Genomic DNA, 15242 nt, shown 5'->3' on the forward strand with positions numbered 1-15242 from the left:
AAATTAACGGAGGGGAGCGGTCAAGCGGACCACCGGGGCGGTTTTTCCGGCGGCGAGGGCCGGATCGAACACATTCCACGTCACCAGCCCATCGTCACTTTCCGGCTCCAGCAGCAGCATGGCCAGCAGATCGCGGCGCGTTCCAGGCCGGACGACCAGCGTGCCGGCGGCCACCGGTCGCGTGGCCGGGCGCCAGCGGCCCATCAGCGACACCTCCCGATGCCCCTGGAACAGCCGCCCAGAGGCGACCACCGAGTCCACCACGAACTCCTCCACCTGCGCGGTGGTGGCGGCGGCCAGTACCGTGAACGGTACCCCATGCGCTTCCAGCAACTGCCTGGCTCTGGGCCAGTCCCCTTCGACGAGATACCCGTTCGGTGCGGGCTGGCGCGAGAGGGCCGCCTCGAAGCGATCCACCACCGGCATGCGCTGCGCCGTGATCACCCCGGATCGCTGAATGCCGCGCGGCACCCCGGGCTGCGTGAGGCGAGTGCTGTCGGCGATGCGGTCGAGCCGTTCGACCAGCACGGGCTGCGTGTCGGGGCGCGTGGAGAAGCGGGCACGCACGGGGACGGCGCGCGAGGTCCCGGCACCGAAGGTGGACGCCGCCACCCCCTGCTTCACGCGTGACGCGATTTGTGAACGCGGATCGGCCACGTACGACAGGACCTCCTGCACGAACGCGCGCGTGCTGGCGACGCGGCGATCGAAGGGATCGTGCGAATACGCTTCGCTGAGAATGCTGATCCCCCCGCGCAATCCGGCGTAGTTGGTGCCGAAGCGCTGCTTGTGCTCGTAGGTCCACCACCCCGACTTGGTATCGGCCGTGATGCTCTCCCGCCCGTTGGCTCCGGTAAAGTTGCCGTACGGGAACACCTCGACGCCGTGGCGCACCTTCATCCGGCGACGAATCTCGGGGAGCATCGTATCGGCGGTGAACGGCGCGAGCGGGGCCGCCGGATGCAGCGACGGCGAATACGTGAGGGCGTAGCCGTGGTAACTGCCGTTGGTGGTATGGAGATCCATGAACACATCGGGCTCCCACGCGGCAAGCGCACGCAGCGTCCCCATGGTCTCCGGCGCCTCAGCCTTGATGTAATCGCGATTGAGGTCGAGCCCTGCCCCATTGGGGCGCTCGCCGATCATCTCGGGGCCGTTCTGGGCACCGCGATTGCGCGCCTGGGCCGCCAGCTTGTCATTGCCGTCGGTGTTGTAGATCGGCACCACCACCAGCACCAGCGAGTCGAGCACGGTGGCGCGACGGCCGAACGACCAGTCGCGGAGCAGCGCAAGGACGGCCTCCTTGCCCTCCACCTCCCCGGCATGGATGTTGGCCTGCACGTAGACCACCGGGCGGCCGAGCGCGCGCGCGGCCGCTGGTGTCGCCACCGCCGGGCGCGACACGACGAGCAACGGTACCGACTTCCCCATGGGCGACTTCGCGAGCTCACCGGTGGTGATCGGTGCGCCGAGTGCGCGCAGCGAGTCCACAAAGGCCATGACGTCGGCGTACGACGAGGTTTCGCGGTACGCGGTGAGTTCGGCACGCGTGCGCGGCAGCGAAGCCGGTGCAGGTGACACCGAACCGCTCGTGACGGAACCGCCGCAGGCAGCCAGCAGCAGCGCAGCAACCGAGGCGATGGGACGCGCGCAGCGCATCATAGGGCGAAGGTCTCCCCGATCACCGGCAGCACGAGCTCCACGCCCCGTTGCTGAAAATGGCTACGTGCCGCGTCGTGATCGATGGCGATGGGTGGGAACGTATCGAAGTGGACGCCGATGACCTTGCTGGTGCCCACGAAGGCGGCCGCACGCGCGGCGTCTGCGGGTCCCATGGTGAACGTGTCACCGATGGGGAGCACCGCGAAATCCACCGAGAACTCCGCCTCGATGAGCTTCATGTCGTAGGTGAGCGCCGTATCCCCCGCGTAGTAGAACGTGCGTGCACCGTTGGTTACCACGAACCCTCCCGGATGTCCCCCCGGTGAGCCGTCGGGCAGCGTACTGCTGTGCACCGCCACCACATACTTGGTTCGGCCGAAGGGGAGCGCAAAGGAACCGCCGAAATTCATGCCGTGCGTCCTGCTCACCCCCTGCTTGCCCAGCCACGAGGCGATCTCATAGTTGCTGATCACCATGGCACCGGTGCGCGCGGCAATCGCCACCGCGTCGGCGAGATGATCTGCGTGCCCGTGCGTGATGAGGATGTAGTCGGCCTCGATGCTGCTCACCTCGAGGCTGCCCGCCTTCGGATTGCCGGTAATGAACGGATCGAAGAGCAGGCGCACGCCATCGACAACGACAGCGAAGCAGGAATGCCCGTAGTAGGTGAACTGCAACGAGTCAGACATGGGCGAATCAGGATGCGAGAATGGTGCAGAGCTGTACGAGATGACGACGCTGGTGCTGCGCAGCAAACAGTCCCCACTGATATCCATCGAGCGGACCGAACAACGGGTGGGGGAAATGCGCGGCGCCAAGGGCCGTTCCCGACGCGGCCTCAAAAGCGGCGATGAGCCGCGCGCGCGACTCGCGCAGGCGCGCCATCGATTCGGCCAACGGCGCCCCATTCACCGGCTGCACCATGTCGGGGGCCTCCACCTTGCGCAACGACGGATCCGCCACGCGATACCGATCGAGCGTCGGCGCCACGGTTTCGTCGCTCGTTTCCGGCGTATCTGCCACCTGCTTGGCGATATTGCTCACGATGCGACCGGCGCCGCCCTCTACGATGGCCACGTGCTCCACCACCTGCGCCACCGTCCACCCGTCGCCAATCCGCCGCGACTCCTGCTCCGGTGCGATGCCGGCACAGCACGCGTCCATCTCCTGTTGTGCCTCGGTCAGCGCCGTGATGACTTCGAGGATGCGCGGATGCAGCGCAGTGGTGGACATGGCGGGAGGGATCAGGGGTGAAAACGGCGGCCGGTCGCAGCCATCTCTCGGAGCAGTTCGGCCGGCGCGAAGCGGCCGGGAAAGCGTGCATTGAGCGCATCGAGCTGCTGCACGACGGTGGTGAGACCGAGCGTATCGAGGTACCGGAACGGACCACCCTGGAACGGCGGAAAGCCGATCCCGAATACGGCGCCGATGTCGCCGTCTCGCGCGCTGCGGATGATGCCGTCCTGCAGGCAGCGCGCCGCCTCGTTGAGCATCGGCAGCACGCACCGCTGCTGCATGTCGATCTGCGGTATATCGACGCGGCTCGTGCCGGCAGGAGTGAGGGCGTAAACACTGGCATCCACGCCGTCGCGCTTCCCCGCGGCATCATAACGATAAAAGCCGTGCTTCGCCTTGCGGCCAAGCCGTCCGCTCTCCACCACACGGCGAAGCGTTTCCGAGGGCAGCATGCGGTCACCGAACGCCGCCGCCATGATGGGCCCGGACTTGCCGGCGATATCGAGCCCCACCTCGTCGAGGAGCGTGATCGGCCCCACGGGGAAGCCGAACTGCACGAGCGCCTCATCGACCGCCTCGATGCGGGCACCGTCGTCGAGCAGGCGCCCAGCCTCATTGAGATAGGGAGCCAGGATGCGGTTCACATAGAACCCTGCCCCGTCCTGCACCACGATGACCGTCTTGCCGAGTTGCCGGCCGTACTGCACCACGGTGGCGGTGGTATCGGCGCTCGTTTCCGGCGTGACGATCACCTCGAGCAGGGGCATCTTGTGCACCGGCGAGAAGAAGTGCATGCCCACCACCAGATCACGCCGGGGTGACGCCGCGGCGATGTCTCGGATGGGGATCGTGCTCGTATTCGACGCGAAGATCGCCTGCGGTGCGACCGCGTACACTTCGCTCAGCACCTGATGCTTGACCGCGAGATCCTCGAACACCGCCTCGATCACCAGATCCACGTTGGCAAAGCCGCGATAGTCGGTGGTGGTCCCCACCAGCGACATCGTGTCGTCCATCTGCAGTCGCGTGAGCTGCTTCTTCTTCAGGCGCTCTCTGAGAACGTCGCGTACCGCGCGCCAGCCGGTGGCCAGTCGATCGGCACCGGCGTCCTTGAGGCGCACCAGCGTACCCGCCTGCACCGCCACGCTGGTGATGCCGGCCCCCATGAACCCGGCGCCAAGCACGCCGATCTTCTTCACCGTCCGCGGCGCGACGGCCACCCCCTCCGGCACCCCACGGTCCTTCTTGAGCGCCGTGGTGGCAAAGAAGAGATGCGCCAGCTGCCGGCATTCGGGCGAGATCGCGAGCACGCCGAACTGCCGCGCTTCCTCGCGGAGCCCCGCCTCGAAACCCTCGCGGTAGCCGCGCTGCATCACCTCGAGCGCCGCAAGCGGGGCGGGATACCTGCCGCGGGTCTTCTTGAGCACGGTCTCGCGCGCCTTCCTGAACACCAGCCCGCGGCCAAGCGCATTCTCCTCGAGAAGCCGCGTAACCACGCTCCGTGTTCGCGGTGTGTGCGCGGGCGCCCGTCCACTGGCCAGCTCCAGCACGCGGCGGACGGCGATGTCGCGCAGAATCGCCGGATGCACCAGTTCGTGCACGAGTCCCATCTGCCACGCCTTCTTCGCGCGGATGGTCTTGCCGGTGAGGATCATGTCGAGCGCGGCCTGCAGCCCCACGGTGCGTGGCAACCGCTGCGTACCGCCGGCGCCCGGAATGAGCCCCAGCTGCACCTCGGGGAGTGCCAACACCGTCTTGGGGTGATCCGTCGCGATGCGATACCGACAGGCCAGCGCCACTTCGAGCCCGCCGCCGAGAGCGGCGCCGTGAATGGCCGCGACCACCGGCTTGCGCATCGCGGCGAGCCGGTCGAGCAACACGTGCCCCCCAAGCGACAGCGCCTCGCCATCGACGGCGCGGGTCACGCGCGCGAGTTCATCGATGTCGGCGCCGGCAATCCAGCTGTCGACTTTTCCGCTGACCATCACGGCACCGCGGATGGTCGGGTCCTGCTCGATGCGCGCGAAGAGGCGCTCGAACACCGGTCCCACGCGGGAGTTGAGCGTGTTGACGGGCGACTGCGGCTGATCGTACGTCACGATGGCCACGCCTTGCTCCACCGCCAGCGAGAGCCCTGTTGCTTCGTCGTGCAGGCTCACCGGTCCCGCTCCACGATCATGGCGTGTCCCATGCCACCGGCGGCGCACACGGTGAGCATGCCGAACTGGCCGTCGCGACGCTGCAGCTCGTTGCACAGCGTGGTGAGAATCCGCGCGCCCGTGGCACCAAATGGATGGCCGATCGACAGCGAGCCCCCCATCACATTGAGCCGCTCGGGGTCCACCTCACCCACTGGCGCGCTGAAGCCGGCCCGCTCCGCCCAGGCCGTGCTGGCGAGCCCCTGCAGATTGCTCAGCACCTGCGCGGCGAACGCCTCGTGCATCTCCACCAGATCGATATCGCCAAGCGACAGACCGGCACGCTGTAGCGCGATCGGCGCCGCCAGCACTGGCGCCTGCAGCAACTGCTCGCTGGGATCGACCGCCGCGTACGCGTACGAGCGGATGTATGCAAGCGGCGTATACCCCAAGGCACGCGCGCGCTCCTCGCTCATGAGCAGCACCGCGCTCGCGCCGTCGGTCAGCGGCGACGCGTTACCCGCCGTCACCGTGCCGTACGGCCGATCGAAGACGGGCGTGAGGGTCGACAGCGCCTCGTACGTACTGTCGCGACGCACACCGTTGTCGGTCGTGAGCATCTGCTCGTAGCGCGGTGGCACCGGGACCGGCGCGATCTCCTCGGCGAGGCGACCGTCGTCGAGCCCGGCGGCCGCCCGCTGATGCGAGCGCACCGCAAAGCGATCCTGCGCTTCACGGGTGATGCCGTTGAGCTTCGCCATCTTGTCCGCGCTCTGCCCCATCGTTTCGCCGGTACTCGGCTCGGCAATCGCGGGAGTGATCGGGACGAAGTCACGCGGACGGATGCGCGCAAGCGTGGCCACCCGCTGGGTCATGCTCTTGGCCTTGGACGCGGCCACGAGGATGTCGCTCATCCCGCGTGAGTGCAGGATGGGGACCTGGGTGAGGCTCTCACTGCCGCCGGCAATCGCCACGTGAGCGTGACCGAGCGCAATCTGGTCGGCCGCGTCGGTGATGGCCTGATTGGCCGACGCGCAGGCGCGACTCACCGTGAAGGCCTGCACTGTTTTGGGGAAGTGCGGCATCAGCGCCACTTCGCGCGCGATGTTCGGGGCGATGACGGACTGTACCACGGTGCCGTACACCATGAGGTCCACATCCGCCCCGTTGAGCGCCGTGCGCTGCACGAGCTCACCGACCGCAAAGCGGCCAAGATCGATGGCCGTGTAATCCTTGAGCGCCGTGCCGGAGCGCGCGAACGGCGTCCGCACGCCCGCGATGATGGCGACACGACGCCCGTGTCCGAAGGTGGGCATGCCCCAAGCTAGCCCGAAATGCGCGAGGCAGGGAGGCGGCGGAGGACCGCGGCCTCAGGGCACCAGCAGAATCTTCCCGTCGCGCCCACCGACGGCAGCCGCCGCGACGGCCTCGCAGACCTGCTCGAGGGGATACGTGGCATGCACGCGGGTCCGCAGTTCTCCCTGGGCGATGCGCGCGGCAAGCTCCCCGTACAGCGCCTGTTGCTCGGCGGGACTGGAACGCCGAAACCAATTGACCAGCCAGAACCCGCGGAGCGTGATGTCGCGGAAGACGAACGAACCGGGGGCGACCTTGCAGGGCTCACCACTGAGGGCGCCGTAGTTCACGAGCGTGCCACCCACGGCCACGCACTGTGCAAGACGATCGGTCGCGCTCCCGCCAACGGCGTCGAGCGCGAGCTTGATCGTGGCCTTCCCGGTAGCGGCCGCAACGCGCGCGGCAAGATCGGGCCCATCGACGAGCACCACGTCGCCGCCGAGTGCCTCGAGCGGGGCCATGGCTGACTCGCGACGCACCACGCTCACCGTACGCACACCACGCGCACGCGCGAGCTGGATCACATATTCCCCCACACCACTGTTGGCCGCGTTCTGGATGACCCAATCGCCTGCGGCGAGCGGGACGAACTCGGAGAGCAGCAGTGCGGCGGTTGGCGGATTGACCATGAGCATCGCCAGCTGCTGTACGATTTCAGGCGTCGTGCCCGCGGCGGGCAGGCGCATGACCGTTGCCGCCTGTGCCACGGCGTGCGTGCGCCAGGTGCCGCCGCTCATGGGCATCAGCACCAGATCGCCAACGGCCAGCGTGTGTACGCCGTCGCCGAGCGCCGCCACGCGCGCCACCCCTTCATTGCCGCCCACCGCTGGTAATGGCGGGAGGAGACCGTAGTGCCCCGTGAGCGAGAGCACGTCGGACGGGTTGATCGGGGCGGCGAGCATCTCCAGCAGCACCTCCCCCGCCGCCGGCGCCGGCGTGGGCTGCTCGACACACACGATCACATCCTGCGGGACTGCTCCCCGACGGTCGTAGACGGCCGCGCGCATGCTATTCCCGATGAAGGGTAAAGGTCAGACCAGCTCGTCGGCGTTGCGGTCGTGAATCGTGGAGAGCTCGACGATCTGCAGGCGACGAATCTTGGTGGGAAGCTTGAGAATGACCTGCTCCCCCACCGCCTTCCCCTGCAAGGCGCGACCGATGGGCGAACCCATCGTCACATGTCCATCGTGCAGCTCACCGGCGTCACCGAAGACCAGCTCGTACGTCTCGCGCGCGGTGGTCTGCTCGTCCTCCACCACGACACGTGACCCGAGGCCCACGCGATCGGCGGGGATCTGCGTGATGTCGATGTTGGCGAGCTTGGTCACGCGCTGCGTGAGCTGCCCGAGCCGGGCTTGCACGAACTGCTGGCGCTCCAGAGCCGCCTTGTACTCGCTGTTTTCCTTGAGATCACCGAGTTCCACAGCTTTGCGGATTTCGGCGGGCAGCGTGACGTTCAGCTCGAACTGGAGCTTCTCGACTTCGCGTGCCATCTGGGCGATGAGTTCCTGGAACATGCGCGTGCCAGCTGAGGCCGGATAAATGGCGAACGCCCGGCCATTGTGGCCGGGCGCGTGATACCTCGTAATATGGCAGGACCGGCGAGGGGTTCAAGGAGCGACGCGCCTTTCAAGGCGTGACCGCCAGCGTCAGCCGATAGGTCCGCGGTGCACCCGGCATGATGTTGTTGTTGCCATGCGACGTGCCGTAGTAGAGCCGGTTGGCCACATTCTCCACGTTGAGCTGGGCCGATACCCCGCGCGGGAGCGTCAGAAACGCCGCCGCATCGAGGCGCGTGAACGCTGGGAGCTCGACGCTGTTGTCGATCGCCGCGTAGCGCCTGGCCTGATGCACCATGCCCACCCCGAGCGAGACCCGAGACAGCATGCGCACCTTGTTCCACAGCGAGGCCGTGGTGTGCGGCACGAGGGGAGCCGTCGCCCCCAGCCGCGCCGCCGACGTGCGACTGATGATGCGCGCCTGTTGCACCGCCACGCCGCCCATGACGAGCCAGCGACTCAGCAGTGAGCCCTGCATGCCGAACTCAGCGCCTGTGGTGCGCTGGTGTCCGGTCTGAACGAGGCGGGTGGCGTCGCTGGGGTCCGGCGCTGTGGTATTGGTCCGATCGAGCGCGAAGTAGGCGGCGGTGAGTGAGAGCTCGGGACGCGCGTCCCACTTCATCCCCACCTCGTGGTTGCGGAAGCGCTCGGGGGTGAGGGTCTGCATGGTGGCTGACAGCGCCGTGAACTGATCACCGGTGCTGGGCAGAAAGGACACACTGTGACTGCCGTAGAGCGAGAGCGACGCACCGGGAGTAATCACCACGCCCACCCTCGGCGACACCAGGTGGTCGGTGCGCGAGAGCTCCGCGCCGGTGCGGCGATTGAGGACGCTGATGGTGAAGCGATCCTGACGGACGCCGCCCACCAGCTGGACATACGGGCCGAGGTGCAACTGCTCCTGCACAAACACCGCCGCCACGGTGGCGGTGGCATCGTTGCTGGGGTCCGTGGCGCCGGCGCGGAAGGTGACGGGGGTGGAGACGGTTGGCGCGGTCACGCTGACCGTGCTCGACATTGCGGTGTTGTTGAAGTACCCCGTGAGACGCCATTGGTCGGAATGCTGGCGGCTCAGCTCCGTCCCGACCAGCAGCGTGGACGTGATGCCCCCGTGCTGGGCGCGGAACTGCGCGTCGTTCTGCGTGAAGACGCTGCGGCGATCCACGGCATCGCTGTAGGCACCGAGGGAAAACTGCGTACCGGCGGGACTGACCGCGCTACTGGCGAACACGTTCTGGTAGAACTTGTCGTAGCGGAAGGCGCGGGAGTGCGAGCGCAGCGTCACCCCGTGGCCATTGTCGAATTCCACCTGCAGCTGCGCCCCATCCACCGTCATCGCAGCGCGGCTCTCGGCCGGATTCCCCACGAACGTCCTGCTGTCGAGGGTGGAGGGTCTGCCGTTCGCCGACGGTACGCCGCGGTCGACCGTACGGCGGTCGACATAGCGCTCGAGGCCGGCGCGCACGAGCGTCCGGCCGAGCATGAGGGATGCGGTGGGATTGACCCCCCACTTCTCGAAGCCCATGCCTCGACGGAAGGAATCACTCTGCTCGTACATCAGGTTGAGGCGTCCTGCCGACGTTGCCGTGAACGGCTGGTTCAGGTCGAGCACCGTGCGCCGCTGATTCCATGAGCCCGTTTCCACGCGGGCACTGCGGAGCGCCTGAAACTCGGCGCGTTTGCTCACGCGGTTGATCACTCCACCGCCGCCGCCACGCCCGAAGACGGTGGCATTGGCGCCCTTGATGGCGTCGACTTGGTCCACGTTGTAGGTGTCGCGCAGATACTGCGCATCGTCGCGCACGCCGTCGATGAAGAAGTCGGCGGTGGTGCTCTGTCCGCGGATGGTGGGGGCGTCGCGATGCCCTTCCCCCTGCCCCATGGTGATGCCGGGTACGTACTCCACCGCCTTGGCCATCGACTGGATGTTGAGGTCGGCCAGTACCGGCGCGGACAGCACCGTGACCGACTGGGGCACCTCGCGCAGCGGTGTGAGGGTCCGGGTGGCGGAGCTGGTGATCGCCGGGCGGTACGACGTCGTGCGGGCCGCCGCCGCGCGCACCTTCACGGCCGAAAGCGCCTGCAAGGAATCGCGGGGGCTGGCAGGGCGCCGGGCGATGGCGGTGGCGCTGTCCTGAGAAGCCGAGGCCAGCAGCAGCGGGAAAATGAGGGAAAGCATGGAACCGCTAGTTGAGAACGAGTACCATCTAAGACTCCCAACGCTAACGACCTAATCCCGACTGTGTCAATCGGGAATAACCCGTGCCTAGCTGCCATACGCCTGGTCGACCCGTCAGTCGGGACGGCCCGCCACGGCCCGCCACGGCTTCGCTTGTCGCGAAGGAATCGGCATTCTATATTCCCAAAAGTGGTAATCACTGGCCGATCCGGACCGTCGATACGCCGGTCGCAGAATTGCACACCGATGCGGCACCCGCTTCCGTGAGCCATCGCCCCTCGTGAGACCTGCCGCATCTGGGCCCCTTCGGCTCCTGCGCACCCTGTTGCACGCGGACCACGCCCTCGTCTTCGGCCAAGGGGCCTCGGGCGACGTGTCGCTGGTGGCGGCCGATCCACCGCAGCGGCCCGCACCGCCGTTCGCCCTCGACGATCCCACGCTGTGGCCACCGCTCGGCGCACCGCTGTTCAGCGAGTCGGCCGATGCCATTCGGACATCACCGCTGGGGTCGATGCTCGCCGGGGCACAGGGCACCATGCTGGCGGTATCGGCGCGGGCGGTGGGTCCCAACCTCTTGCCGCCGGGCACCACGGGGGTGAGCCTCTACCTGCTCTGGCAGGCGCCGCATACCCCGCCGCCCCACGTGCGCAGCGAGCTGCACGCGATCGCCGCATCCATGCAGGAACAGCTGGAGGCCCTGCAGCACCAGGCGGCGGACGCTCGCGCCGGGGCAACACTACAGGTGCTGCTGTCGGCGCTTCCCAACGGGGTGGTCCTTACCGATGAGGCGGCGGGTACGGCGGTCGTGAACGCCGCCGCGGCCGACCTGCTGGGAATGGCGCCCGGCGTGCTGCCATCCGCCGCCGTCGCCGAAGCGATCGAGGGACTGCATAAGCGCACGAGTAAGGTCCAAGAAGTTCGGCCAGACCGTCCGCTCCTCGTTGCACCTGCCGGTGGTCAGCGCCGCACCTGGGTCTGGGACGTACGGGATCCGGTGCGGCGCACCCTCCTCGTAAGCGCCCTACCGGTACACACCGCGGAGCACGATGGGCATCTCTGGTCGTTTTCCGACGCGACCGCCGTGCGTGCCGCTGAGGCCGAGCCGGCGACGCTACTGCACAAGATCGAGCGCGAGCAGCCCAAGCTAGGCGAGCTGCTCACCTCGGCACCAGCGATGATCATGCTGTTGCGTGGACCGGAGCACGTGATCGAGTTCGCCAACGCGGCAGTCCAAAAGGCTGCGGGCGGGGCGGCTCTGATTGGCAAGCGGTTGTTCATCGACTACTTGCCCGCCCTGCATGGCACGGACTTCGAGGCCGCGCACGATGCCGTGTTCCGTACGGGAGATGGGTGGACTGCGACGGGGGTGCACCTTCGCGCCAACGATCTGAATGGCCGCCCCGACGTCCATGTCAACGTGTCGATTCAGGCCTTGCGCAACGTCGACGGCAGCGTGTCGGGGCTCTTCGTGCACGCCACCGACGTCACCGCGGAGGTCATGGCGGTGGAACAGTTGCGCCAGTCGCAGAAGCTCGAGTCGATCGGTCGCCTCACCGGTGGCGTGGCCCACGACTTCAACAACCTGCTGACCGTGATCGGTGGCAACACCGATCTGTTGCTCGCGCAACTGCCCCCCACCTCGCAGGCGCATGCCGATGCCACCGAAGTCAAGCACGCGGTGCGCCGCGCGGCGGATCTCACGCATCAGCTGCTCAGTTTCAGCCGCCGGCAGGTGCTGCAGCGGCATGTGGTGGAGGTGGACCCCGTGGTGCGCGGCGTGGAGAAGCTGCTTCGCCGAGTGATCGGTGAACACATTACGCTCGACACACAGCTCGACAGCAACGGCGCCACGGTCCTGATTGCCCCCGGACAACTTGAGCAAGTGCTCGTCAACCTCGCTGTGAACGCTCGGGATGCCATGCCCCAGGGTGGGCGGCTGTCCATTCGTTCGAGTGTGCAGGGTGCGCCGTCGCCCACGGCGGATGGGCGTGCTCAGCCACCGGTGCTCCGCGGCACCCACCTGCGCCTGCTCGTGCGCGACACGGGCACGGGCATGGATGCCGATACGCTGGCGCGTGCCACCGAGGCGTTCTTCACCACAAAGCCGGTGGGTCAGGGCACGGGCCTTGGCCTCGCCACCGTCGGAGACATCATGGCGCAGAACGGTGGCGCCATGTGGATCGAGAGTACGCCCGGCACCGGCACCGGCGTGTGGCTCGCACTCCCGCTGGCTGGCGGCACCTCCCCCGTACCCGAGGCGACACCACCGGTGCCGCGCCCGGTGCAGAGCGGCACGCTCCTGCTGGTGGAGGATGAACGGGGGGTCCGACACATCACGAAGCGGATTCTCGAGCAGGCGGGGTACACCGTACGGATTGCCACCAACGGCACCGAAGGGCTTCGCCGGTGGCATGAACAGGCGTCACAGCCCGCGCAGCGCTTCGGCGGGGTGATCACCGATGTCGTGATGCCCGACATGAGCGGACGCGCCATGGTGCGGGCGATGCGCGCCGAGGACCCCCAGCTGCGCGTATTGTTTGTATCGGGATACGCGGAAGGTGGCCTGAGCGACGAGGAGCTCGCCGGGCATACGGCCTTTCTCGCCAAGCCCTTCACTGCCGACGCACTCCTCCAGGAAGTGGCGGGACTGCTCGGGCACGACTGAGCGCGCCCGGCAGCGATCCGTCATCCTTCCGCGTCGAGCGCGCGTCCGGCCGCCGTCTGCGCATCGTGCGCGTCAATCACCGCCTGCGCGGCTTCCATCGGATCATCGGTCAGGAGCAGCAGATCCAGGTCGCCCGGCGAGATCTTCCCCTCACCGGCCATGCGCGAGGTGATCCAGCGCACCAGCCCGGCCCAGTATCGCGCACCGAAGAGGATCACCGGGAACTGATAGATCTTGCCGGTCTGGATGAGCGTGAGCGCCTCGAACAGTTCGTCGAGCGTACCGAAGCCACCGGGGAAGATGATGAACGCATTCGAGTACTTGATGAACATCGTCTTGCGGACGAAGAAGTACCGGAAGTTCACCAGCGTATCCACGTACGGGTTGGCCCCCTGCTCGAAGGGGAGTTCGATGTTGCACCCCACCGAGTGCCCGCCACCGTCCTTCGCGCCGCGATTGGCCGCTTCCATGATCCCCGGGCCGGCCCCCGTGAGTATGGAGAAACCCTGCTCCGCGAGGATACGCGCCGTCTCACGCGCCGCCTGATACATGGGATCGTCTGGCCCGGTGCGCGCCGAGCCGAAGATCGTCACACCCTTCTGCACATCCGAGAGCGCATCGAACCCTTCCACGAACTCGGACGTAATGCGCATGACACGCCACGGATCGGAGCGGGTGAAGGCGGTTGCTTCGTCTTTCGGACTCTGCAGCAACTTTTCGTCTTCCGTGAGCATTGGCCGATCACGAAGCGCCTGATCCACCAAGCGCGGATCCATGCGACGGCGAACGACCCGTGCCCCACTGGAGACGAGGGATTGGGTCGAAGCGGGCTCGCGCCCCGCGGCGCGATGGCCCTCTTCGGTACGCTCGCGGTATGCATCGAGCGAGTTTTGCTCGGCCTTGCTCCGGTTGCCGGGAGAGGCCTGTTTACCGGTTGCCGTACGAGGAGCGTTACGTCGGGATTTCGCCATGAGGATGCGGGTGCTGAGACGAAGCAGAGAGCGGCATGAGCCATGATACCACCATCGATCGCCGGTTGCTCCTGGTGATCGCCGATGGGGTGCGCCCCGACGTGCTCGAAGACGCGATGAACGCCGGTCGCGCACCCACGCTGGCGGCGCTCCGTGAACGCGGCAGCTACGGCCCCGTCACTTCCTCGTTTCCCTCGGTCACCGGCCCCGCGTACGTCCCGTTCCTCATGGGACAACACCCCGCCCGTATGGGACTACCCGGGCTCCGCTGGTACGATCGCGCTCGGTCGTTGCGATGGTCGCCGGCGCAGGCGCGCAGCTATGCCGGCATCGACATCTGGCACGTGGACCACGACGTCTCGCGCGAGGTCCCTACGCTGCTCGAATATGCCCAGCCGTCACTCTCGGCGATGAGCATGCTGGCGCGCGGCGCCACCCACGGTCGTATCGGCCGCAGCATTGGTTGGATGCTCCGGGCCGCCCCGTCGCACTTCCGGGGGAACCTGCTCGGCTGGCGCGACGTGGAGCGCAAGGCGACCGCCGCATTTCTCCGTCAGTTCGGCCGGGTGCGCCCGCGGGCCTCCATCCTCGCGATCACGAGCCCCGACAAATTCGCGCACAAGTTCGGCCCGTACTCCGAGCCCGTGCGCGCCGCCATCGCGGACGTGGATGCCGCCGTCGCGCAGGCGCGCGCGATCGCCGCCCGCGGCGGATGGCTCGAGTCGCTGCACGTGTGGGTGACGGGCGACCATGGGCACGCCCCCGTCACTCAGCATGACGACCTGCATCGGTGGCTCGAATCGGAGGGGCTCAAGGTTCTGGCGCACCCCCGGCTCAATGTAAAGAATCCAGACGTCGCCCTCATGGTCGGCGGCAATGCCATGGCGCATCTGTACTTCCAGCCGGCCGAGCGTACGCGGCGCTGGTGGACCACGCACTCGGCGCAGTGGGAACGACTGCTCACCCGGCTGCTCGAGCGCCCGTCGATCGATCTGCTCGCCGTGGGGCAGTCGCTGCGCGTGGTGGAAGTCCGTCACCAGCAGCGCGGGGTGGCGGAAGTCGAGCGGCACGACACGGCGCGCGGGGTGCGATGGTCCTACCGTCCGCTCGAAGGCGACCCGCTCGGGCTCGGCGGCCCGCTGCACCACCTTGATGCCTGTACAGCGTGGGAGGTGACGAGCGACAGCGCGTACCCGGATTCGCTGGTCCAGCTGTCATGGTTGGCCAGTGCGCCGCGATCAGGCGACGTCCTGGTGTCGGCGACGGATGGCTGGGACCTTCGCGCGCGATTCGAGCCGGTGCCGCACGTTTCGACCCACGGCGCGTTGCTGCGTGACCAGATGCTCGTGCCGCTGCTGATCGACGTACCGGCCGTGCGGACGCCACAGCGCACGGCCGACATCGTCCCATCGGCGCTGGATCTCCTCAGCATCACCGCCGAGACGCAGTTCGACGGCCGTTCGTTCCTGCGCTAGC

The 15242-nt window shown here is 67.5% G+C and carries 11 protein-coding genes; 2 read left to right on the top strand and 9 right to left on the bottom strand.

Annotated features, from left to right (window positions below):
* Positions 1–3 precede the first annotated feature (3 nt).
* The 8 genes from ACIQ51_RS01520 to ACIQ51_RS01555 form a co-directional block, all read right to left on the bottom strand.
* Positions 4–1662, bottom strand: coding sequence for a M14 family zinc carboxypeptidase (locus ACIQ51_RS01520; RefSeq protein ID WP_396203232.1), 1659 nt, complete (start codon positions 1660–1662; stop codon positions 4–6).
* Positions 1659–2351: a metal-dependent hydrolase gene (locus ACIQ51_RS01525; protein WP_396203233.1), complete on the bottom strand. Its 693-nt coding sequence runs from the start codon at positions 2349–2351 to the stop codon at positions 1659–1661. Before ACIQ51_RS01525 ends, ACIQ51_RS01520 begins: the two co-directional genes overlap by 4 nt.
* Before the next feature lie 7 nt (positions 2352–2358).
* A complete protein-coding gene (locus ACIQ51_RS01530) occupies positions 2359–2895 on the bottom strand; it encodes a DinB family protein (RefSeq protein WP_396203234.1) in 537 nt (178 codons plus the stop codon).
* 11 nt (positions 2896–2906) lie between these two features.
* The gene (gene fadJ, locus ACIQ51_RS01535; RefSeq protein WP_396203235.1) at positions 2907–5057 is read right to left on the bottom strand and encodes a fatty acid oxidation complex subunit alpha FadJ; all 2151 of its coding nucleotides are present in this window, start codon (positions 5055–5057) and stop codon (positions 2907–2909) included.
* Positions 5054–6352, bottom strand: coding sequence for an acetyl-CoA C-acyltransferase FadI (fadI, locus tag ACIQ51_RS01540; RefSeq protein ID WP_396203236.1), 1299 nt, complete (start codon positions 6350–6352; stop codon positions 5054–5056). Before fadI ends, fadJ begins: the two co-directional genes overlap by 4 nt.
* Before the next feature lie 54 nt (positions 6353–6406).
* Positions 6407–7399: a zinc-dependent alcohol dehydrogenase family protein gene (locus ACIQ51_RS01545; RefSeq protein ID WP_396203237.1), complete on the bottom strand. Its 993-nt coding sequence runs from the start codon at positions 7397–7399 to the stop codon at positions 6407–6409.
* Between the two features lie 24 nt (positions 7400–7423).
* Entirely contained in the window at positions 7424–7909 is a 486-nt protein-coding gene (locus ACIQ51_RS01550) for a GreA/GreB family elongation factor (protein ID WP_396203238.1), read from the bottom strand.
* A gap of 112 nt (positions 7910–8021) precedes the next feature.
* Positions 8022–10130, bottom strand: coding sequence for a TonB-dependent receptor (locus tag ACIQ51_RS01555; RefSeq protein ID WP_396203239.1), 2109 nt, complete (start codon positions 10128–10130; stop codon positions 8022–8024).
* Positions 10131–10410: 280 nt separating this feature from the next.
* Here ACIQ51_RS01555 and ACIQ51_RS01560 point away from each other — a divergent pair, with 280 nt between their 5' ends.
* Positions 10411–12795 (top strand): response regulator, encoded by a 2385-nt coding sequence (locus ACIQ51_RS01560; protein WP_396203240.1) that lies wholly within the window; start codon positions 10411–10413, stop codon positions 12793–12795.
* 20 nt (positions 12796–12815) lie between these two features.
* Here the strand turns inward: ACIQ51_RS01560 and ACIQ51_RS01565 are convergent, their stop codons facing one another.
* On the bottom strand, positions 12816–13571 hold the full coding sequence (locus ACIQ51_RS01565; RefSeq protein WP_396203241.1) for a TIGR00730 family Rossman fold protein: 756 nt from the start codon (positions 13569–13571) through the stop codon (positions 12816–12818).
* A gap of 230 nt (positions 13572–13801) precedes the next feature.
* Between ACIQ51_RS01565 and ACIQ51_RS01570 the strand changes: the two genes are divergently transcribed.
* Positions 13802–15241, top strand: a complete 1440-nt coding sequence (locus ACIQ51_RS01570) for an alkaline phosphatase family protein (RefSeq protein ID WP_396203242.1) — start codon at positions 13802–13804, stop codon at positions 15239–15241.
* Position 15242: the final 1 nt, after the last annotated feature.

The organism is Gemmatimonas sp. (assembly GCF_044344655.1).
Taxonomy (GTDB): Bacteria; Gemmatimonadota; Gemmatimonadetes; order Gemmatimonadales; family Gemmatimonadaceae; genus Gemmatimonas.

Excerpts from the sequence above, each read along its gene's own strand:
- ACIQ51_RS01520 (WP_396203232.1), bottom strand. The coding sequence starts at position 1,662 with ATGATGCGCTGCGCGCGTCCCATCGCCTCGGTTGCTGCGCTGCTGCTG.
- ACIQ51_RS01525 (WP_396203233.1), bottom strand. The coding sequence starts at position 2,351 with ATGTCTGACTCGTTGCAGTTCACCTACTACGGGCATTCCTGCTTCGCT.
- ACIQ51_RS01530 (WP_396203234.1), bottom strand. The coding sequence starts at position 2,895 with ATGTCCACCACTGCGCTGCATCCGCGCATCCTCGAAGTCATCACGGCG.
- fadI (WP_396203236.1), bottom strand. The coding sequence starts at position 6,352 with ATGCCCACCTTCGGACACGGGCGTCGTGTCGCCATCATCGCGGGCGTG.
- ACIQ51_RS01545 (WP_396203237.1), bottom strand. The coding sequence starts at position 7,399 with ATGCGCGCGGCCGTCTACGACCGTCGGGGAGCAGTCCCGCAGGATGTG.
- ACIQ51_RS01550 (WP_396203238.1), bottom strand. The coding sequence starts at position 7,909 with ATGTTCCAGGAACTCATCGCCCAGATGGCACGCGAAGTCGAGAAGCTC.
- ACIQ51_RS01555 (WP_396203239.1), bottom strand. The coding sequence starts at position 10,130 with ATGCTTTCCCTCATTTTCCCGCTGCTGCTGGCCTCGGCTTCTCAGGAC.
- ACIQ51_RS01565 (WP_396203241.1), bottom strand. The coding sequence starts at position 13,571 with ATGGATCCGCGCTTGGTGGATCAGGCGCTTCGTGATCGGCCAATGCTC.
- ACIQ51_RS01570 (WP_396203242.1), top strand. The coding sequence starts at position 13,802 with ATGAGCCATGATACCACCATCGATCGCCGGTTGCTCCTGGTGATCGCC.